Genomic DNA, 19,811 nt, shown 5'->3' with positions numbered 1-19,811 from the left:
CTGTGGGAGCAACTGTCTTCTTGTGGAAGCTGGCCTTGCTGGCGATGGGGCGCGTAGCGCCCTTGGCCCGGCTCTGCCGGGCATCGCCAGCATGGCTGACTCTTACGGATGGGCCACCTGCTCCTGCCAAGGTGTTCCGGCCTTTAGCATCGCATTCAGCCGTATGATCAAGACCCGCATGCACGCCACTATCGCCACCTTCGCGCATTTCCCCTCGGCCCGCAAAGCCGCATAGCGGGCTCCGAAGTCTTGGTTGTATCGGATGACGATCCAGCAGGCCATGTACAGCGCTCGCCTGACACGTGACCGGCCACCCCAGATCTCGCGCTTGCCCGCGTGTTTGCCGCTGTCTTGGTTGAACGGTGCAACACCCACCAGTGCCGCGATTTCCTTACGGTCCACCTGGCCCAACTCCGGCAGCAGAGCCACCAGCTTGGTTGCCGTGACCAAGCCAATGCCTTTGACCTCCAAGAGGCGTGGGACACGGTCGTCATTGAGCTTCACGGCCTGTTCAGCGATCTCGAGTTCGAGCGCTTTGATTTCACCTTTCAGGTAAACAATGTGGCGCTCCAGACGGAAGCAGACGCTGGTTGACTGGGCCTGCTTCAGCCGACGTTTGTCATCGTCACGTTGCTGGACGAAGCGATCCCGCTGCATCAGCAACTCGCGCAGCAAGGCCCGTTCAGGCGTCATTACCGTATACCGTTGAGGCGGCAGCACTTCGGCGAAGTGAGCCAGCACCGCAGCGTCGATGGGGTCGGTCTTGGCTTGTTTACCCATGGATTTGGCAAAGGCCCGGACGCGGCTGGGGTTTATCCGGTACGCCGGAAGACCAGCGTCATGTAGAGCCCGCAGGACGTTGCATTCGTAACCGCCGGTCGCTTCAAGGATGATTGCTGAAACCTGATACTCGCCGAGTTTTTCGACAAGCTGACTGAATCCGTTCAGGTCATTGGAAACATTGAAGTTCAAACCTTCGGGGCGGATGTGCACGGCAAGTGTGGTGCTGGAAACATCGATGCCGACAGAGGAAAACATGGCCAAACCCTCTTAGACTCAAGGAGTGAGAGCGCTTTGGCTTGGCCCACGCTTGTGGTTCGAGATTTGGCCCTCATCCAACTGTTCGGGCTCTCGCCAAAGTGGAACGGTGAATGGCAGCTTGTGCTCCCACACGTGCTCGAGGCACCTCGGGCTATCAACTTGCCATTCACCGCTCTCACCTTAGATTCTATTCCCTCCTCAAGACACAAGCGGGTTCACCCGCGAACACCGGCGAAGCCGGTGCCAAGCACCGCGGTGGATTCTTCGCGGGTAAACCCGCTCCCACAGGGTTCGGCGTGAAGCCGAAATACAGCTCTGCGTGATTCCGTCGGACAAATCTTGTCCGACAATCTCTGCTTCCCTAGAATATTGCCGCCGCGAATGGCCCTGCCCACGCAGTAGCGAGCATGCCCACCCAATCCCCGCGTTTCCCAGTCTACAGGTCGCACCCCGAACTGATCCTCAACCTGGGCAGTTGCCTTGCCGTGCTCGCCATCGTGGCTATCGTCAGCTACCTGCTGGCCCGCGAGCGCGACAGCGTCGAGCTGTCGGCGGTGCGCGCGTCGAACAACATCGTCCAGCTGATCGAAAGCGACATCCTGCGCAACGCCGAACTGTACGACCAGTCGCTGCAAGGCCTGATCTGGGCCGTCGGGCGCAAGGAGCTGGCGCAAACTCCTGGCCCACTGCGCCAGCGCCTGCTGTTCAATGAAGCGTTCGTCGACCGCAAGCGCGGTGACGTGCTGTGGCTGGACAAACAAGGCAACGTCGTCGGCGATTCCACCAGCAGCGTGCCGCGCAAGGCCAACTTCGGCGACACCGGGGTGTTCAAGGCTCACCAGCACAATGCCAACCTCGGCCTGCTGGTAGGCCCGCCGTTCAAGGCCAAGCTCGGCGACCTGGACTGGTGCATCAGTTTCAGCCGGCGTATCTCCGGCCCCAATGGCGAGTTCGCCGGGTTGGCGGCGGGTGCGCTGCGCCTGTCGTACTTCAGTGAACTGTTCCAGCGCCTGGACATCGGGGATGACAGCAGCATCAACCTGTTCAATACCGACGGGCAGTTGCTCGCCCGCCAGCCCTCCCGCGTGCACGACCCGCTGATCGGCAGCAACTACGCCGAACGGCCCAACTTCAAGCGCATCCTCAGTGAACGCAGCGGCAGCTTCACCGCCCGCTCCGGCGGCAGCGGCAAACCGCGCATGTATACCTTCGCCCGTGTCGCGCAATTGCCCCTGATCGTGTTGGTGGTGCACTCGGCCGACGAGGTGTTTGAATCCTGGCGCCGCACCGCGATTCTGGTCAGCGTCGCCACCGGGGTGCTGTGCGTCGGCATTCTCTGGCTGACGCTGCTGCTGGGTCGTGAATTGCGCCGCCGCCACGAAGCCGAAGAAGGCTTGGCCACGCTGGCGGCCACTGACAGCCTGACGGGCCTGGCCAACCGCCGCCGACTGGATCTGGTGTTGCGCCAGGAATGGGCGCGCGCCCAACGTAACCGCAAGCCACTGGCGGTGCTGATGGTCGATGTGGACCATTTCAAGGCATTCAACCAACGCCATGGCCACGCCGGTGGCGACCACGCCCTGCGCGAAGTGGCAAAGACTATCGAGGCTTGTATCCGTCGCCCGGCGGACCTGGCTGCGCGCTATGGAGGGGAGGAGTTTCAGGTAGTGCTGCCAGAAACCGACCTGGCCGGTGCGCAGCTGCTGGCTGAACGCATCCGTGCGAGCGTCGAGGCGCTGGCGCCGTTTGCCGATGATGCCCACGCGGTTACGGTGAGCATTGGCATCGGCCTGTCCGGCACCCAGCATGACCTGAGCAGGGTGCTGGGTGCCGCGGATGAAGCGCTCTACCGGGCCAAAGCCAAAGGCCGCAACCGGGTAGAGAGCCCGGCCGATTAGGAACGGGCGCGGGCGGAGTCGCGCAGGGCTTTGACCTGGTCATGGTTGCGCTGCACGCCTTGCAGCTGTTTTTCCACCAGGCTGTAGGTCGTGTCGCTGGCAGTGCGGCCCAGCTTCACCAGTTTTTCGCGGGCTTCCTTGTAGGCTTTGAGGGCGTGGTCTTCACCGCGCTCCACTTCGTTCAGCACCGCTTCTTCGTCCTTGCCAGTAACCATCGACTTGAGGTTGACCCAGCCGCGGTGCAGGTCGCCGCTGATGCTGGTGGAGGTTTCCGGGTCGCCGCCCAGGCGGCGCACTTCGCTCTGCAGTTCACCGGCCGCGTTGGCGCACTCGCTGGCACGCTGGACGAAGAACGCTTTCAGCTCGGCGTTCTTCACATCATCGGCCGAGGCCTTGAAGCCCTTCTCGCCATCCTTGCTGTACTCGATCAGGTCGTTGAGCACGTCAATCACGTCTTTGTTGGGGTTGCTCATGGTCGAACTCCTTGGCAGGTGATAGTCATCTACACAGGTGCAGCGTTCGTGCCATGCTGCCAGATAAATAAAACCGCTTATTATTCATATAGTTACGAAACAAATGACGCGGACTGGCAACGGCGTTCTGCATGATTGCCGCTTGGGCCTTCGTGCAGATTGCAGTATGGTCGGCGCTTTTGAACAACCAGGTGCGCCGTAGATGAAGCCGGAAACCCTCGAACTGCTGGTGACCCGCAGCATGCCGTTCGGCAAGTACCAAGGGCGAATCATTGCCGACCTGCCGGGGGACTACCTGGCGTGGTTCGCGCGCAAGGGTTTCCCGGCGGGAGAACTGGGTGGGTTACTGGCGTTGATGCATGAGATCGACCACAACGGGCTGGGTGATCTGTTGGTGCCGTTACGCAAGAAACATGGGCGCTGACAGGTCAAATCGGGCTTAGTGAGAGCGGCCTTGTGTCGCGAAAGGGCCGCAAAGCGGCCCCAACAATCTATGCGGCGAAGCTGAAATCTGGGGCTGCCATACAGCCCTTCCGCGACACAAGGCCGCTCCCACAGGACGGGGTCAGCTCAGGCACTTTTAACCGGCGCCACCGCCAGCTCCACCTGCTCGCTCTTCTTGATCACCGCATACACCACCGCCGTCAACAGGCTGCCCGCCACGATCGCCAGCAAGTACAGCAGCGCATGGTTGATCGCATTGGGGATCAACAGCACGAACAAGCCGCCATGCGGTGCCATCAGCTTGCAGCCAAAGTACATCGACAATGCACCGGTCAGCGCACCGCCGACGATACTGGCCGGGATCACCCGCAGCGGGTCCTTGGCGGCAAACGGGATAGCCCCCTCGGAGATAAAGCACAAGCCCAGCGCCAGTGCCGCCTTGCCCGCCTCACGCTCGCTCTGGGCGAACTTGCGCCGGGCCAGGAAGGTGGCAATACCCAGGCCGATCGGCGGCACCATGCCAGCGGCCATGGTCGCCGCCATCGGCGCGTAGCTCGACGAAGCCAACAGCCCCACCGAGAAGGCATAGGCGGCCTTGTTGATCGGCCCGCCAAGGTCGACGCACATCATGCCGCCCAGCAACAGCCCCAGCAGAATGGCATTGGTGGTGCCCATGCTGTCGAGGAAGTGCGTAAGGCCTTCGAGCATCGCCGCTACCGGCTGGCCAACCACGTAGATCATCACCAGGCCGGTGAACAGGCTGGCCAGCAGCGGAATGATCAAGATCGGCTTGAGCGCTTCCAGGCTGCTCGGCAAGCGCGCCCAACGGGCAATTGCCTTGGCGCTGTAACCGGCAAGAAAACCCGCGACGATGCCACCAATGAAACCAGCCCCCAGGGTGCTGGCCAGCAAACCGCCGATCATGCCTGGGGCCAACCCCGGTCGGTCGGCAATGGACCAGGCGATGTAACCGGCCAGCAAAGGCACCATCAGCTTGAACGCAGCCTCGCCGCCAATCTGCATCAACGCCGCCGGCAAGGTGCCCGGCTGTTTGTAGGCCTCGATGCCGAACACGAACGACAGGGCAATCAGCAGGCCACCGGCCACCACCATCGGCAGCATGAACGACACGCCAGTGAGCAGGTGCTTGTATACCCCACTCTTCTCGCCTTTGGCTGCCGTGCTGGCCGCCGCAGCCTCTGCACTGTTTTCCACCTTGGCTTCGGCCAAGGCTTTGTCCAGCGTGGCGCGGGCCTGCTTGAGGGCGATGCCGGTGCCGCAGCGGTAAATACGCTTGCCGGCGAAACGCGCGGTGGGTACTTCGATGTCGGCGGCCAGCAACACCACGTCTGCTGCAGCGATGGCTTCGGCGGACAACGGGTTGCGCGCACCGACCGAGCCCTGGGTCTCGACGGTGAGCTGGTATCCCAGTTGCTGTGCGGCTTGCTGCAAAGCTTCTGCAGCCATGAAGGTGTGCGCAACGCCGGTCGGGCAGGCAGTGACGGCAACGATACGAGCAGCGCCGCTGCCAGCTGCGGCCGGGGTGTCTGGCAATGCGCTCAGCAGTTGGGCGTTGGCGGCCGCTTCGTCGAGGAAGCCCTCGCGATCAGCCAAGGCCTGGGACGGCGTACTCTTGTATAGGCGCTTGCCGACGAAGCGGGCCAGGTCCACCGGGCCGGTGCTGACCACCAGCACCCAGTCGGCCTCGGCAATCTGTGCCGCGCTCAGTTGCCGCTCAGGGTGCTCGGCATCCAGCACTTCGACGCTGGTGCTCCAACCACGTCGCTGGGCAGCGGCAGCCAGCAGACGCGCGCTCAGCACACTCGATACCTGGCCGTTGGGGCAGGCGGTAACAATGGCAATGTTCATCGGCAACCCTCTTGTTGTTCTGTCAGTTGCACGGCGGCTTCCAGACGTTCCAGTTGCTCGCGGTCACGGATGCCGAAGCCAACCTGGGTGACGGCCTGGGCGGCAATTGCAGTGGCACGAATCAAGGTCTGCGCGGGGGCCTCGCCCTGCAGCAGGCCATGAACCATGCCGGCCACCAGCGAATCCCCCGCCCCCACCGTGCTGGCGACCCGCACCTTGGGCGGGCAGGCATGCACGGCCAGATCGCGGCGGAACCAGCTGACGCCCTGCTCCCCTGCAGAGACCACCACGTGCTCAACGCCAGCGGCCAGCAGGCGCTCGGCGGCAGCGCGCTGCTGCGCCGGATTATCCACAGCCAGACCAAGCACCTCGCCCAGCTCCTCGGTATTGGGTTTCACCAGCCAGGGCGCAGCCTGCAGGCCAGCACGCAGGGCTTCACCGCTGCTATCCAGGGCCACCTTGAGGCCTTGCGCCTTCAGCTGTTCGAGCAACTGACGGAACCAGTCGGCACTGATCCCACGCGGCAGGCTGCCGGCCACCACCACCGCATCATGACCTGGGGCGACCTGCTGCAGCCTGCGCAGCAAGGCGCTGCGTGCCGCCTCATCGACCTCCGGGCCCTGGCCGTTGATATCGGTGACGCGGCCATCGGCCTCGACCAGCTTGATGTTGCTACGGGTTTCGCCCGGCACGCGGACAAAACAGTCGGCAAAGCCGCGCCAGGCGATCAACGCCTCGAAGGGCTGCAGGTTGTCCTGCCCGAGGAAACCGCCGACGGTCACGCTGTGCCCCAGGTCGGCCAGTACCTGGGCAACGTTCAGCCCCTTGCCCGCTGCGTGACTTTGCTGCGCTTGACTACGGTTGACCTGCCCAGGGCGCAGGGTGTCCAGGCCGACGGTGATATCCAGCGCCGGGTTCAGGGTAAGGGTGAGGATCTTGGCCATTCAGTAACGCTCCACCAGCGCGCGAACTGCCGCAGCGCTGTCCTGTTGCAAGGCTTCGCGCGCCAGGGCGCGGGCCGTCTGGTGATCGGCCTGGCGAACCAGTGCCTTGACTTCGGCGATGCTGCGCGCGGATACACTGAGCTCGTCCACGTCCAGGCCCAGCAGCACGGCGACCGCCTGCGGGTCGGCCGCCAGCTCGCCACACACGCCCACCCACTTGCCTTGGGCATGGGCGGCACGCACCGTCATGTCGATCAGGGTCAATACTGCCGGGTGCAGGCCGTCGGCCTGGGCCGAGAGGCTGGGGTGGCCACGGTCGATGGCCAAGGTGTACTGGGTCAGGTCATTGGTGCCGATGCTGAAGAAGTCCACTTCGCGCGCCAATTGCGCTGCCAGCAGGGCCGCCGAAGGCACCTCGACCATGATGCCCAGTTGCAGGTCGGCGACCGGGATTTCTGCACGCAGGCGCTCGACCATGGCCCGAGCCTCGCGCCATTCGTGCACCTGGCCAACCATCGGGAACATGATGCGCAGCGGTCGCTGGTCGGCGGCCCGTAGCAAGGCGCGCAACTGGTCTTCCATGATTTGCGGGCGCTGCAGCGTCAGGCGTACGCCACGTACACCAAGGAACGGGTTTTCCTCGGCGGCGATGGGCCAGTAAGGCAGCGGCTTGTCGCCACCGACATCGAGGGTGCGCACCACCAGTGGCCGCCCGCCCAGGCCATCAAGCACACGGCGGTACTCGGCCTCCTGGGTGGCCACGTCCGGCGCTTGAGGGTGGGCCATGAAAATCAGTTCGGTGCGCAGCAGGCCAACGCCTTCGGCGCCCTGCTCCACCACCTTGGCGATGCCGTTGCTGTCGCCAATGTTGGCGAACACCTCGACGGCATGACCATCACGGGTGACGGCTGGCTCGAAGCGGTTGGCCCAGGCAGCCTGCAGGCGCTGCTCACGCAGGTCGCGCTCGGCCAGCGCCTGTTGCAACTCATCCACTGGCGGCGCCACGCTGACCACTCCACGCTGGCCATCGAGCAGCAGCGGCGTGCCACTCTCCAGCAGCAGAATCGACGCACCTGCGCCGACCACCGCCGGAATGCCCAATGCACGGGCGACGATGGCACTGTGGGCCGTGGCACCGCCTTGGGCGGTGACGATGCCGGCAACCCGGTTCGGGTCCAGGCGGGCGACATCGGACGGGCCGACTTCAGTCATCACCAACACATAGGGTTGCTCGGGTTCAACCTGCGCCTGCACACCACACAGCTGCGCCAGCACGCGGCGGCCAATGTCGCGCAGGTCGGCGGCGCGCTCAGCGAGCAGGGCATCGTGCAACGACTCCTGCTGACGGGCTGCGGCTTCGATCACGGCCATCCAGGCGGCCGCAGCGCTTTCGCCCTGGGCCAGGCGCTGTTCGATATCGTCGGTCAGGGCCGGGTCGGCAAGCATTTCCTGATGGGTGACGAAAATTTCGCCAATGGCCTTGTCGCTGCGCAGCACCAACGCCTGCAGTTCGCCGTTCACACTGGCGATGGCTGCGCGCAGCTTCTGCCGCTCCTGGGCGCAGGATTCGCCACGCAACGGATAGTCAAACTCACGCTCGACACAGACATGCGCCGGGCCACTGGCAATGCCGGGCGCTGCGCCCACACCCTGGATACGGCTGCCGGCGGCTGGGGCCTGCAGCACTTCGGGTGAGTGATCGGCCATGGGCGTGACGCTCTGCGGCAGCGGTTCAACCTCTTCGCCAAGGCCTTGTTCGATAGCGGCCAGCAGCACCGGCAAGGCATCGGCGGCGATGCCAGGCTCGGCGACCAGTTCCAGCACCTGACCACGGCGGGCGCCCAGGCTCAGCAGCTTGCTCAAGCTCTTCAGCGACACCGCTGGCTGCGCGCTGTCGACCAGGCGCACACGGATTTCCCCTTCAAAGCCTTTGGCCAGCTGTGCCAGCACCTTGGCCGGGCGGGCATGCAGGCCATGAGGGTTGGCCAGCACAATACGCGCGCTGGGCCAATCCGCCGGCGCTTCGCCGCCCAGCACTTCCAGTACCGCGCGGCTGCTGGTGGCCTGGTAGAGCATCTGCCCACGGCCTTCGATCAGCACTTCGCACAGGCGCTCGAGCAAGGCTTGGTGAGCGGCGCCTAGGCTCGCCAGGCAGAACAAACCGTTGAGCGGTTGGTCGCGATAGCGCAACGGCTGCTGGGGGGTGATGAACGCCAGGCCCGGCTGACGTACCTGACGCTCGCTGTGCAGCCACCAAAGGCCCTCACCCAGCGGCAGCGGCTCGGCTTGCTGCAATACGGCGGCAAAGCCGCTGTCGACACAATCGGCACGTTGCAACAGGCGGGCACCGCGCCAGGCCAGTTCGTCGAAGTCTTCAGCCGGCAGGTTCAGGCCAACCAGCTGCGCATCCAGCGCCAGTGCCTGTGGTGCGCCCTGCAGCAGCTTGAGCAGCGCTTCGGCGGAACTGGCCCGGCGCAGCGCTTCGGCCAGGTCGGTCTCGCCCAGGGCGCGGGTGAGCAGCTGCAGCAGGCGCAGGTGTTCGTCGGAGCGAGCGGCGATACCGATGGCCAGGTAGACCATTTGCCCGTCACCCCAGTCCACACCCTCGGGGAACTGCAGCAGACGCACGCCGGTGGTATACACCAGATCACGGGTTTGCGGCGTGCCATGGGGGATGGCGATGCCCTGGCCAAGGAACGTCGAGCCCTGCACCTCGCGGGCTTGCAGCCCTTGCAGGTAACCCTCGGCGACCAGGCCGTCCCCGACCAGCCGGTCCGCCAGCAGGCTCAATGCCTCGGCCTTGTCGGCGGCCGTCTGGCCCATGGCTATCTGCTCCTTGGCGAGCTCGAGCATGACCTTCTCCTTTTGCAGTTCCCGTTCGGGTACTGGAGTATTGTTGTGAAATTCACATAAAGGGCCAGTTCCGCAGCCTTGCACGGATGGCAGCCGAGGCAGAAAATTCGGCAGCTGAAACGTTTAACCTGACCAGGCGGCCACGTTACTCGATAATCTGCCCGGTAAAAAGCCCCATCCTGTCGGACAATTGCGACAATGGTCGTCTGCGCGTGATGCCCGTGCCGGGTCAAACTACCCGGTCCGGCCTTACAGCCAGCCCCGGTAATAACAAGGAAAATTCGGTGAAACTCAGCGATATCGCCCGTCTGGCCGGTGTGTCCGTGACCACTGCCAGCTACGTCATCAACGGCAAGGCTGAACAGCAGCGCATCAGCAACAGTACTGTCGAGCGGGTACGCGCGGTGGTCGAAGCCCACGGCTTCACCCCCAACCCGCAGGCTGCTGGGCTGCGCAGCCGGCATACCCGCACCCTGGGCTTCATTCTCCCGGATCTGGAGAACCCCAGCTACGCCCGCATTGCCAAGCAACTGGAGCAAGGCGCCCGCGCCCGCGGCTACCAGTTGCTGATCGCCAGCAGCGACGACCAGCCCGACAGCGAGCGCCAACTGCAGCAGCTGTTCCGTGCGCGCCGATGCGATGCATTGTTCGTTGCCAGCTGCCTGCCGCCAGAAGATGACAGCTACCGTGACTTGCAGGACAAAGGCCTGCCGGTGATCGCCATCGACCGCCGCCTGGACCCTGCGCACTTCTGCTCGGTGATCAGCGATGACCGCGATGCCAGCCGCCAACTGGCCGCCAGCCTGCTCAATTCGGCCCCACGCAGCATTGCCTTGATCGGCGCACGCCCCGAGCTGTCGGTCAGCCAGGCGCGCGCAGGCGGTTTCGACGAAGCCCTGCAAGGTTATGCCGGCGAAGTGCGCCGCTACCAGGGCGAAGCGTTCAGCCGCGAGTGCGGCCAACGCCTGATGCAGCAGCTGATCGAAGACCTGGGTGGCTTGCCGGATGCCCTGGTGACCACCTCCTATGTGCTGCTGCAAGGGGTGTTCGACACCCTGCAGGCACGCCCTGCCGATTCGCGTCAGCTGCAACTGGGCACCTTTGGCGACAACCAACTGCTCGACTTCCTGCCGCTACCGGTCAATGCCATGGCCCAGCAGCATGGCCTGATTGCCGCCACCGCGCTGGAACTGGCCCTGGCCGCAATTGAGGAAAAACGCTACGAACCCGGCGTGCATGCCGTTGGCCGCACCTTCAAGCAACGCATCACAGCGGCCTGAAAATGCGCCTGATCGACACCCACACTCACTTGGACTTCCCCGACTTCGACGCCGACCGCTCGCGCCTGCTGGCCAACGCGGCGGCACGCGGGGTGGAACGGATGGTGGTGCTGGGGGTTTATCAGGCAAATTTCCAACGGGTGTGGGACCTGGCCTGCGCCAATGAACGCCTGTTTGCGGCACTCGGCCTGCACCCGGTGTACCTCGACGAGCATCGCCCAGAGCACCTGACGCAATTACGCCAATGGCTGGAGCGCCTGCGCGGCGACCCGCGGCTATGCGCCGTGGGCGAGTTTGGCCTGGACTATTACCTTGAGGACCTGGACAAAACGCGCCAACAGGGCCTGTTCGAAGCGCAACTGCAAATGGCCTGCGACTTCGACCTGCCCGCGCTGTTGCATGTGCGCCGCAGCCATGCCCAGGTTATTGCCACGCTCAAGCGTTACAAACCGGTGCGGGCGGGGGTGATCCATGCGTTTGCCGGCAGTTACGAAGAGGCCCGTGAGTACATCAAGCTGGGCTTCCGTCTCGGGCTTGGCGGCGCCGGCACCTGGCCGCAGGCGCTGCGGCTGCGCAAGACGCTGGCGCGGCTGCCGCTGGAGAGCGTGGTGCTGGAGACCGATGCGCCGGATATGGCGCCGGTGATGCACCCAGGGATGCGCAACAGCCCGGAACACTTGCCGGACATTGCCGGGGCGCTGGCCCAGGTGATGGGCTTGGATGTAGAAGAGCTGGCGCAGGCCAGTAGCCGCAATGCCTGCGAGTTGTTTGGCTGGTGAAATCCAGGTGAGCGTGGTTTTTGTGGCGGCGGCCATGAATCAAACCAGCACGGTCCACAGCGCGAACCCGGCATACCACAACACCGCACAGCGCAGCAGCAGCTCCCACAGGCTGTCCAGCCGCCCCAGCCCACGCTGGCTGTCTTCTTCCTCTGGAATGTCATCGGCAATACGCCCGACCCGGGCCACCAGGTGCGCGGCGCTGATGTGCCAGTTGAGCAGCTCGTGCAGCATTACCCGTGTCACGGCGAGGAAGTTGCCCACCAGGGCAAAGCTCAGCGCCAGCACCCGTACTGGCAGCCAGTCCATGATGTGCCGCAGCTGCTCGGCACGCGCCTTGAGCGTCGGCTGCTTGCTGTGTTCGCCACACAGTGCCAGCAGTCGATAAGCCAACGCCGCACCGGGGCCCAACACGAAATACCAGAAGATCACCGCGAAAAAGCCCTGGTACACCTGCCACAGCAGGTTGCCCTGTACCCGTACCAGCAGGCTGTGCGGCTCATCGGCCACCAGGCCCAGGTCACGCTCGGCCACATGCAGCGCCGCCTGGTCGTCGCCCCGCCGCCAGGCATCGCGGAACGGGCCCATCGAGGCCTTGGCATCGCCACGGCCCAGGCTGTAGATCAGCACCAGCAGGTGCACCGGCAAGGCCAGCAAGCCATAGGCCACTGGCTCCAGCACATGCAGCAGCAATACCAGCAGCGCGACCGGCGCCAAGACCAGAATGGCCAGCGTCCACCACGGGTGCACCTTACCGCTGCGCTCAAGGCGTACAAGTTCGCCAAGGAAGAACCCATCGCGCTGCACCTGATGGCGCAAAGCCGAGAACTTCTCGACCCACAGCGCCAGCAACAAAACCAGAAAACTCATGCCTCATCCTCATTGTGCTGCAGCGCCTGACGGTAGCGCGGCCAATCGAAGGCCGGGCCGGGGTCGGTCTTGCGCTGCGGGGCAATGTCGCTATGGCCCTGGATGCGGCTCAGGTCGATGGCCGGCCAGGCATCGCGGATGTGCCGGGTAAGTTGCTCCAGCACAGCGTACTGGGCATCGGTATAGGGCTGGTCGTCGGTGCCCTCCAGTTCGATGCCGATGGAAAAATCATTGCAGCCCTCGCGCCCGTCGAAGCTCGACACCCCCGCATGCCAGGCGCGGTCACATAACGATACGAACTGGGTCACCGCACCGTCACGCTCGACGAACAGGTGCGCCGACACTGTCAGATGGTTGATGCTGGCAAAGTAGGGATGTTCATCGGGGTCCAGACAGTTCTGGAAGAACTGCTGCACCTTGCCGGTGCCGAAACAGGCCGGGGGCAAGCTGATGTTGTGGATCACCAGCAGGGAAATCGATTCGCCCTCTGGGCGCGCATTGAAGTTCGGCGAGGGGCAGTGGGTGATTCCGATTCCGTGGAACCAGCCAGTGGCACGGTCCAATTGCATGGGGCAGATCCTGAAAACGCCATGAACAAGACAACAGTATGCCCTGTGGCCAACACCGTGTGCATGTGAATGATTGTAATGCTGCCGCTACTGCACCAGCCCTTGCCGCAAGCCGTCGAGCACGGCCTCCAGTGCACGCTCGAACAGCAGCCCGTCATCCAGCACGCGCACTTCGCCCCGCTGCAGTGCCTGGGCCAGGCTGGTGCTGCTCCATTCGCGCACTTTCATGCCGGTGCGGTTGGCGAACACCAGCCGGTCACTGCTGTTTATACGTGCCACCAGCTTGCAGCGCAGCGGTTCGTCTTCATCGAGCGCCTCGACCCAGGTGCCGATGCGCAGGCGCTGAGCCTGGTGTAACGCTGCAGCTTGCCCGTCGGCGATCTGCAGCGGCACACAGGCGGGCTCTTCGGCCATTGCCAGCACAATGTCTTCGGCCACCCGTACATCAGCCAGTGGTTGCCCATCGCCACTCGGCAGCACCTGGGCACCTGCGCAGGCGCGCAGGTGCAACTGCTCCAATTGCAGGAAGAACTCGCGGGTGGCCAGCGCGTCCAGGGCCACGCTGGCCAAGCCCTCACGCAGCGCCTTGAGCAGGCCCGGCACCTGCTGCAACAAGGCTTGTGGCTCATGGGGCGCAGTGATGCTGGCCAGCAGCGTGTCCATCGTCTGCAACGCGTCGCGCCATTCCTGGGAATTCTCGCCCTGTTTCAGCCAAGCCAGCAGCAACACCTGGCTCCAGGCCTGTACCAACATGTGTACCACCACCTGCGGCAATACTCGGCCGCGCAGGCGCTGGTTGAGCACATCTTGCACCTGTTGCCTGGCCTGCAGCGTCCGGGCTCGGCCTTCTTCGGCATCACGGGTGCGTTGTTCCAGCAACTCGTTGCGCCGCCGCTCGTCCTGGTTGAAAGCGAGGAAGTCGTCGAGCAGCTCGGTGAACAAGCCGACATCTTCGGCAAAATCATTGAGCAGGCGCTGGACGATTCGCTCTACCCGCAAGTGCAAGCTGTCACGCTGCCCTTCCCTGCCGTATTCCCAGCCAATCGCCGCACCGGCGACCTCGTTGAGCAGCCGGCGCGCCGGATGGCTCGCGCGGCTGAACAGCCCCTTGTCCAACAAGGCCACCTTGAGTAGCGGAATGTGCAAGCGGGCAATCAGCGCCCGCAGGCTGGCCGGCAGGTTGTCGTCGTTGTGGATGAAGGCGAACAGCATGCCAACCAGGTTGATCATGTCTTCGTCGGCCACGGCAAGGCGCCGGCGCGTGCCACTGCGCACGCTGACCCGCAACAACAGTTGCTCAAGCTGCTGGCCGAGCTCGAAATCATCGGCCTCGTGGGTGGCGGGCACGTAGTGCTGCAAATGCGATAGCAGCCGGAGCAGGTCGGCGCAGCTGATCGGCTGGGCGGCAGACACTGCCTGCAAGCGCGGGGCGAACTGCCCGCGCACCGGGGCCAGCAGCGCCTGCACCGAGGAAAAGAAAGCCTGCCCTGCCGCATCCGCGCCCACCGTCTGACCAAGGTTCGCGTGCCCCCTCCGTGCACGCATGCGCTGGTCTTCAGCCCGCCGCCGCGGTGCCGGCTGCAGTTCGGGCAGCACACCGGCGGCGGCCAGCAGTTGGTTGGCTTCGCCATAGATCACATCGGCATCGCGCAGCACATAGCGCTCGAACAGCTTGAGCAGCACCAGCTTGACCCGCAAACCAACCCCAAGGTTACGCCCGGCATCGAGGAAGTAACTGCATAATGCGGCAGGCCCCAACGGGTTGTGCGGCTCGTACAGCGGCCGGTCGAGCAGCGCCTGCAAACGCAAGCCCAACTGCTGCAAGGCAATGCCATCGCGTGACAACACCCGCGCCACCATGCCATCAATGGCGGCAGCCCGCTCCAGTTGGGCCTTGCTGCAAAGGTTGCCCGGCTCGACCTGCTGAGCCAGCAGGTCGATTTGGCCAATGCGCGCAAAGGTGTCGTAGAACGTATCGAGAAAACCACGTTCGATGCTTTTGCGCTTCAGGCGCAAGTCGCGCATGGCCTCGAAGTACAGGCTCTGGTCACAGCAGTCCAAGGCCTTGTCGGCCATTTCGAAAAGGGTGTCGTCGGCGTTGTCGAACAAGTCCTGCAAACCCTGACGCAACTGCAGAGCAGCCTTGTCGCGCACTTGCAGTAGCAAGACCGGAAGGCAAGGCAGAGGCGCACGCCCGCCTCGGTCGATGGCTGCCGCCAAGGGCACCACCTTGCCTTCTTTTTGCATCCTGGACTCCTTGCAGGGTGTCTTGCCCGGACGGGCCCATCATCGTCAAAGCTATGACGCCAAATACTGGTCGCTATTATCGATAAAATTTCGTACAGCTGCCAGCGCCGTTTTACAGGCTGTTCAGTGACCCTGTTTTGCACGGTCTGCTCACCACGCCCGACCAATGGTCATCATCAAGGCGGCTGTACACGCAAGCCCCCTGCCCTATAATCGCCGGCATCTAGCTTGTGGAGCCGAACATGCCGAACCTACGCCTTGCCGACCTGACCGCTGAAATTGAAGCCAACGTGCGCCGCGCATTGTTGGAGGACATCGGCAGTGGCGATATCACCGCGCAGTTGATCCCGGCCGAGCGCCTGGCCAAGGCCACCATCATCACCCGCGAGGATTGCGTAATCGCCGGCACCGCCTGGGTCGATGCCGTCTTCCGCCAGCTCGACCCGCGTGTTGCAGTGCACTGGCAGGTGGCCGACGGTGAACGGGCTACTGCCAATCAGCCGCTGTTCCATCTGGAAGGCCCGGCCCGCTCGCTGCTCAGCGGTGAGCGCAGCGCGCTGAATTTCTTGCAGATGCTGTCGGGGGTCGCCACCCGTGCACGCTTCCTCGCCGACCTGGTGGCAGACACCCAGGTACGCCTGCTGGACACCCGCAAAACCCTGCCTGGGCTGCGCTTGGCGCAGAAGTACGCGGTGACCTGTGGCGGCTGCGACAACCATCGCATCGGCCTGTACGACGCCTTCCTGATCAAGGAAAACCATATTGCTGCCAGCGGCGGCGTAGCCCAAGCCGTGGCGGCGGCGCACCGCATCGCACCGGGCAAACCGGTGGAAATCGAGGTGGAGAGCCTGGAAGAACTGCGTGAGGCGCTGGCCGCTGGTGCAGACATCATCATGCTCGACGAGCTCAACCTGGACGAAATGCGCGAAGCGGTGCGTATCAACGCTGGCAAGGCCAAGCTGGAGGCCAGTGGCGGGGTAAACGAAACGACCTTGCGGGTGATTGCCGAGACTGGGGTGGACTACATCTCGATTGGCGCCATGACCAAGGATGTAAAGGCGGTAGACCTGTCGATGCGATTGAGCCTGTGAGCTGAACGCAGGCAACAAAAAACCGGCCACTGAGCCGGTTTTTTGTTGCCTTGCTGGATCAGAACGAAGCGTTGGCCAACCCGTCCAGGTAACGCTCCACATCCAATGCCGCCATGCAGCCAGCGCCGGCCGAGGTAATGGCCTGACGGTAAACGTGGTCAGCCACGTCACCGGCGGCGAACACGCCCTCGACGTTGGTGGCGGTGGCATTGCCTTCACGGCCGCCATTGACTACCAGGTAGCCGTCCTTCAAGGTCAGCTGGCCTTCGAACAGCGAAGTGTTCGGGGTGTGGCCAATGGCGATGAATACGCCGTCGACCTTGATCTCGTCACTGCTGCCATCGTTGTTCTTCAGGCGCGCACCGGTCACGCCCATGTTGTCACCCAGCACTTCGTCCAGGGTGGCGTTGAGCTTGAGCTCGATCTTGCCTTCGGCCACGCGCGCGTTCAGCTTGTCGACCAGAATCTTCTCGGCGCGGAAGGTTTCGCGACGGTGTACCAAGGTCACCTTGCTGGCGATGTTGGCCAGGTACAGCGCCTCTTCCACGGCAGTGTTGCCACCGCCGACCACGGCGACCGGCTTGTTGCGGTAGAAGAAACCGTCGCAAGTAGCACAGGCCGAAACGCCTTTGCCCATGAAGGTTTCTTCCGACGGCAGGCCCAGGTAGCGAGCACTGGCGCCAGTGGCGATGATCAGCGCGTCGCAGGTGTACTTGCCACTGTCACCCTGCAGGGTGAACGGCTTGTTGGCCAGGTCGACAGCATTGATGTGGTCGAAGACGATTTCGGTTTCGAAACGCTCGGCATGCTCTTGCATACGCTGCATCAGCGCCGGGCCGGTCAGGCCGTGGGGGTCGCCCGGCCAGTTGTCGACTTCGGTGGTGGTGGTCAGCTGGCCACCGGCCTGCATGCCGGTGATCAGCAGCGGCTTGAGGTTGGCACGGGCGGCATACACCGCAGCGCTATAACCGGCAGGGCCGGAACCGAGAATGATGACGCGCGAATGACGTACTTCAGACATGTCGAACTCCTGTCGAGCGGGCCGGTATCGGTGTACCGGCTGCGCCAGCTGGAAAATTAAAAAGGACCCACGCAGCACTTGGGGAAGGCTACAACGCGCAGGCCCAGAAAGCGGAAAGTTGAGCGCACTGTAGCGAGGTCGCAAAGATTAAGGAAATATCCTTCGACAATCCACCTCATAGGCATCGTCTATGCTGCGATTTCATCGATAGCCATGCCCCTGACGCTTTTGTTACAGCCCGTTTCCCGCCCGCTACCCGCCTTTCGTCGGCGCGGCAAACTCGGTAAGGTCAGCGCGTTTTCCTTCTGTGCGGAGTAACTAGATGCAAGCCCCTGTCCTCTCTGGCCCCCAGTACCTGCGTGAAGGCCTGAAACTGGTGCTGAGCCCCAACCTGCGGTTGTTCGTGCTGCTGCCGCTAACGGTCAACCTGCTGCTGTTCGGTGGCCTGATCTACTTCGCCGGCCACCAGTTCGGGCTGTGGCTCGATGCCTTGATGCCAACGCTGCCTGACTGGTTGAGCTTCCTCAGCTACATCCTTTGGCCGTTGTTCGTTGCCTTGCTGCTGCTGATGGTGTTTTTCACCTTCACCCTGGTGGCAAACATCATCGCCGCCCCATTCAATGGCTTCCTGGCGGAAAAGGTCGAGGTGGTGGTCCGTGGCGAAGACACCTTCCCGGCGTTCAGCTGGGGCGAACTGCTGGCCATGGTACCGCGCACCTTCAGCCGCGAAATGCGCAAGCTGGGGTACTTCCTGCCGCGGGCCATCGGCCTGTTCATCCTGTCGCTGATCCCGGTGGTCAACGTGGTGGCGGCGCCGCTGTGGCTCATCTTCGGTGTGTGGATGATGGCCATCCAGTACATCGACTACCCGGCGGACAACAACAAGATGAGCTGGCAGGACATGCTCGCCTGGCTGCGCCAGAAGCGCTGGCAAAGCCTGGGTTTTGGCGGCATCACCTACCTGGCGCTGATGATTCCGGGGGTGAACGTGCTGATGATGCCGGCGGCGGTGGCGGGGGCTACGTTGTTCTGGGTGCGCGAGCGCAACTGATCCCCGCGCCCGCCATACCCCTGCCGGGCTGGGGCGTCACTGCCCCAATCGGCTGGAGAACTGCCCCACCACATCCACCACTCGCTTCGCCCCATCCTGAATCTCGACAATCACGCTGCCCGTCTCGTCCGCCAGCGCCAGCCCCTGTTCGGCCTGGCGCTTGCTGGTGTCGATGATCGACACTGCCGCCTGCGCCAGTTGCTCGTTCTGCTGCACCACCCGAGCGATTTCCTCGGTGGCGGTGCTGGTGCGCGAGGCCAGTTGGCGCACTTCGTCGGCAACCACGGCAAACCCCCGCCCTTGCTCGCCCGCACGGGCCGCTTCGATGGCTGCGTTAAGCGCCAGCAGGTTGGTTTGCCCAGCAATGTCGCTGATGGTCTTGATGATCGAACCGATCACCCGCGACTGAGTATCAAGTGCCTGGATGCCCTCGGCCGCCTCTTGCATCGAGGCCTCCAGGCCACGCATCACGCTGACGGTCTGGGTGACTACCTCGGTGGCCTTGCGGGCACTGACATCGGTACCCAGGGAGGTGCTGTAGGCGACATCTGCCGCCTCGGCCACTGCCTGCTCCTGGTTGACCTGATCGGTAATCACCGTGGCGAACTTGACCACCTTGTACAGCACGTCGTGGGCATCGAAAATCGGGTTATACGAAGCCTCCAGCCAAATCACCCGGCCATGGGCATCAATGCGTTTGAAGCGCTCGGCAACGTATTCACCACGGCGCAGCTTGTCCCAGAAGGCCTGGTAGCCGGCCGAGTTGGCCTCCTCCGGCTCGCAGAATATGCGGTGGTGCTTACCGCGAATCTGCTCCAGACGATAACCGACGGTGGCGAGGAAACGGTCGTTGGCGGTGAGGATGGTGCCGTCGAGCTCGAACTCGATCACTGCGGTGGAGCGCATCAGCGCCTTGATCAGGCTTTCGTGCTCGCGCGAGGTCTCGATAGTACGGGTAAGGTCGCTGGAATGCAGGGTGAAGTACTTGATGCGCCCCTCGCTGTTCTTGACCGGCTGCAGGATCGAACGCAGCCAGGCCTCCTGCCCATTGCCGCGCAACAGACGGAACGCGCCGTTCAGGTGCTCGCCCCGGCTGATCGCGCTTTTCATGCGCTGGTAAAAGTCGAGGGTCTTCACATGAGCCGGGACGATGTCCTCGATATTGCGCCCAAGCAATTGTTCGGCACGGTAGAGCATCTCGCTCTCGAAGTTGCCGTTGACCATCTCGATCCGTCCTTGAGGGTCGAGCTGCAGTACCAGCATCTCGCTGTCGAGGCTACTCTTGACCTGTTCCATGGACATCAGGTCTTCGCGCAACTGCCGGATTTCTTGCTTGAGCTTGTTGTTGAACATCACCGCTCTCCTGGAGCGCATCACGTAG

The 19,811-nt window shown here is 63.5% G+C and carries 15 protein-coding genes and 2 pseudogenes; 6 read left to right on the top strand and 11 right to left on the bottom strand.

The genetic code is table 11. The features are described 5' to 3' along the window. Positions 1-102 precede the first annotated feature (102 nt). Complete coding sequence (locus tag DM807_RS14490; protein WP_179026968.1) at positions 103-1,038, bottom strand: IS110 family transposase; 936 nt, start codon at positions 1,036-1,038, stop codon at positions 103-105. A 410-nt stretch (positions 1,039-1,448) separates the two neighbouring features. Here DM807_RS14490 and DM807_RS14485 point away from each other — a divergent pair, with 410 nt between their 5' ends. Then, a complete protein-coding gene (locus tag DM807_RS14485; RefSeq protein WP_012270541.1) occupies positions 1,449-2,939 on the top strand; it encodes a sensor domain-containing diguanylate cyclase in 1,491 nt (496 codons plus the stop codon). Here DM807_RS14485 and DM807_RS14480 read toward each other — a convergent pair. Beyond that, positions 2,936-3,412 (bottom strand): ferritin-like domain-containing protein, encoded by a 477-nt coding sequence (locus DM807_RS14480; protein ID WP_012270540.1) that lies wholly within the window; start codon positions 3,410-3,412, stop codon positions 2,936-2,938. The genes DM807_RS14485 and DM807_RS14480 overlap by 4 nt on opposite strands. A 202-nt stretch (positions 3,413-3,614) precedes the next feature. Here DM807_RS14480 and DM807_RS14475 point away from each other — a divergent pair, with 202 nt between their 5' ends. Beyond that, a complete protein-coding gene (locus tag DM807_RS14475) occupies positions 3,615-3,836 on the top strand; it encodes a DUF3820 family protein (RefSeq protein WP_060493627.1) in 222 nt (73 codons plus the stop codon). Between the two features lie 146 nt (positions 3,837-3,982). Here DM807_RS14475 and DM807_RS14470 read toward each other — a convergent pair whose 3' ends face one another. Genes DM807_RS14470 through ptsP form a run of 3 tightly spaced genes read right to left on the bottom strand, consistent with a single transcriptional unit; the run spans position 3,983 to position 9,522 of the window. After that, the gene (locus DM807_RS14470; RefSeq protein WP_060515254.1) at positions 3,983-5,725 is read right to left on the bottom strand and encodes a PTS fructose-like transporter subunit IIB; all 1,743 of its coding nucleotides are present in this window, start codon (positions 5,723-5,725) and stop codon (positions 3,983-3,985) included. Then, the gene (gene pfkB, locus DM807_RS14465; protein WP_012270537.1) at positions 5,722-6,669 is read right to left on the bottom strand and encodes a 1-phosphofructokinase; all 948 of its coding nucleotides are present in this window, start codon (positions 6,667-6,669) and stop codon (positions 5,722-5,724) included. Before pfkB ends, DM807_RS14470 begins: the two co-directional genes overlap by 4 nt. Next, positions 6,670-9,522 carry a phosphoenolpyruvate--protein phosphotransferase gene (gene ptsP, locus DM807_RS14460; RefSeq protein WP_179027481.1) on the bottom strand — a complete coding sequence of 951 codons (2,853 nt, stop codon included), beginning with the start codon at positions 9,520-9,522 and terminating at the stop codon, positions 6,670-6,672. 284 nt (positions 9,523-9,806) lie between these two features. Here ptsP and cra point away from each other — a divergent pair, with 284 nt between their 5' ends. After that, a complete protein-coding gene (gene cra / locus DM807_RS14455; protein ID WP_012270535.1) occupies positions 9,807-10,802 on the top strand; it encodes a catabolite repressor/activator in 996 nt (331 codons plus the stop codon). Between the two features lie 2 nt (positions 10,803-10,804). Continuing rightward, positions 10,805-11,581, top strand: a complete 777-nt coding sequence (locus DM807_RS14450; RefSeq protein WP_060493631.1) for a TatD family hydrolase — start codon at positions 10,805-10,807, stop codon at positions 11,579-11,581. Between the two features lie 39 nt (positions 11,582-11,620). On the opposite strand, the gene ampE is transcribed toward DM807_RS14450, so the two are convergent. The 3 genes from ampE to DM807_RS14435 form a co-directional block, all read right to left on the bottom strand. Further along, positions 11,621-12,451 (bottom strand): regulatory signaling modulator protein AmpE, encoded by an 831-nt coding sequence (ampE, locus tag DM807_RS14445; protein WP_179027480.1) that lies wholly within the window; start codon positions 12,449-12,451, stop codon positions 11,621-11,623. Further along, complete coding sequence (gene ampD / locus DM807_RS14440; protein WP_179027479.1) at positions 12,448-13,020, bottom strand: 1,6-anhydro-N-acetylmuramyl-L-alanine amidase AmpD; 573 nt, start codon at positions 13,018-13,020, stop codon at positions 12,448-12,450. The genes ampE and ampD overlap by 4 nt, the downstream gene beginning before the upstream one ends. An 87-nt stretch (positions 13,021-13,107) precedes the next feature. Next, positions 13,108-15,267, bottom strand: a complete 2,160-nt coding sequence (locus DM807_RS14435) for a DUF1631 domain-containing protein (RefSeq protein ID WP_179027478.1) — start codon at positions 15,265-15,267, stop codon at positions 13,108-13,110. A gap of 242 nt (positions 15,268-15,509) precedes the next feature. Here DM807_RS14435 and nadC point away from each other — a divergent pair, with 242 nt between their 5' ends. Then, the gene (nadC, locus tag DM807_RS14430) at positions 15,510-16,358 is read left to right on the top strand and encodes a carboxylating nicotinate-nucleotide diphosphorylase (protein WP_012270530.1); all 849 of its coding nucleotides are present in this window, start codon (positions 15,510-15,512) and stop codon (positions 16,356-16,358) included. A gap of 58 nt (positions 16,359-16,416) precedes the next feature. On the opposite strand, the gene trxB is transcribed toward nadC, so the two are convergent. Continuing rightward, the gene (gene trxB, locus DM807_RS14425) at positions 16,417-17,379 is read right to left on the bottom strand and encodes a thioredoxin-disulfide reductase (RefSeq protein WP_003247318.1); all 963 of its coding nucleotides are present in this window, start codon (positions 17,377-17,379) and stop codon (positions 16,417-16,419) included. 322 nt (positions 17,380-17,701) lie between these two features. Here trxB and cysZ point away from each other — a divergent pair, with 322 nt between their 5' ends. Beyond that, positions 17,702-18,430: a sulfate transporter CysZ gene (gene cysZ, locus DM807_RS14420; RefSeq protein WP_012270529.1), complete on the top strand. Its 729-nt coding sequence runs from the start codon at positions 17,702-17,704 to the stop codon at positions 18,428-18,430. A 36-nt stretch (positions 18,431-18,466) separates the two neighbouring features. Here the strand turns inward: cysZ and DM807_RS28130 are convergent. Continuing rightward, positions 18,467-18,880: pseudogene (locus tag DM807_RS28130) on the bottom strand (methyl-accepting chemotaxis protein); the annotation flags it as partial. A gap of 174 nt (positions 18,881-19,054) precedes the next feature. After that, a pseudogene (locus DM807_RS28125) lies at positions 19,055-19,654 on the bottom strand (PAS domain-containing protein); the annotation flags it as partial. Positions 19,655-19,811 lie beyond the last annotated feature (157 nt).

The sequence above is a fragment of the Pseudomonas hunanensis genome (assembly GCF_013393325.1).
GTDB classification, from domain to species: Bacteria; Pseudomonadota; Gammaproteobacteria; order Pseudomonadales; family Pseudomonadaceae; genus Aquipseudomonas; species Aquipseudomonas putida_P.
The sequence above is the reverse complement of the archived record's forward strand: the minus strand, read 5'-3'. Positions and strand labels throughout refer to the sequence as shown.

Bases quoted from the DNA above. Each gene is read 5' to 3' on its own strand.
- DM807_RS14490 (WP_179026968.1), bottom strand. From the start codon at position 1,038: ATGTTTTCCTCTGTCGGCATCGATGTTTCCAGCACCACACTTGCCGTG.
- DM807_RS14485 (WP_012270541.1), top strand. From the start codon at position 1,449: ATGCCCACCCAATCCCCGCGTTTCCCAGTCTACAGGTCGCACCCCGAA.
- DM807_RS14480 (WP_012270540.1), bottom strand. From the start codon at position 3,412: ATGAGCAACCCCAACAAAGACGTGATTGACGTGCTCAACGACCTGATC.
- DM807_RS14475 (WP_060493627.1), top strand. From the start codon at position 3,615: ATGAAGCCGGAAACCCTCGAACTGCTGGTGACCCGCAGCATGCCGTTC.
- DM807_RS14470 (WP_060515254.1), bottom strand. From the start codon at position 5,725: ATGAACATTGCCATTGTTACCGCCTGCCCCAACGGCCAGGTATCGAGT.
- pfkB (WP_012270537.1), bottom strand. From the start codon at position 6,669: ATGGCCAAGATCCTCACCCTTACCCTGAACCCGGCGCTGGATATCACC.
- ptsP (WP_179027481.1), bottom strand. From the start codon at position 9,522: ATGCTCGAGCTCGCCAAGGAGCAGATAGCCATGGGCCAGACGGCCGCC.
- DM807_RS14450 (WP_060493631.1), top strand. From the start codon at position 10,805: ATGCGCCTGATCGACACCCACACTCACTTGGACTTCCCCGACTTCGAC.
- ampE (WP_179027480.1), bottom strand. From the start codon at position 12,451: ATGAGTTTTCTGGTTTTGTTGCTGGCGCTGTGGGTCGAGAAGTTCTCG.
- ampD (WP_179027479.1), bottom strand. From the start codon at position 13,020: ATGCAATTGGACCGTGCCACTGGCTGGTTCCACGGAATCGGAATCACC.
- DM807_RS14435 (WP_179027478.1), bottom strand. From the start codon at position 15,267: ATGCAAAAAGAAGGCAAGGTGGTGCCCTTGGCGGCAGCCATCGACCGA.
- nadC (WP_012270530.1), top strand. From the start codon at position 15,510: ATGCCGAACCTACGCCTTGCCGACCTGACCGCTGAAATTGAAGCCAAC.
- trxB (WP_003247318.1), bottom strand. From the start codon at position 17,379: ATGTCTGAAGTACGTCATTCGCGCGTCATCATTCTCGGTTCCGGCCCT.
- cysZ (WP_012270529.1), top strand. From the start codon at position 17,702: ATGCAAGCCCCTGTCCTCTCTGGCCCCCAGTACCTGCGTGAAGGCCTG.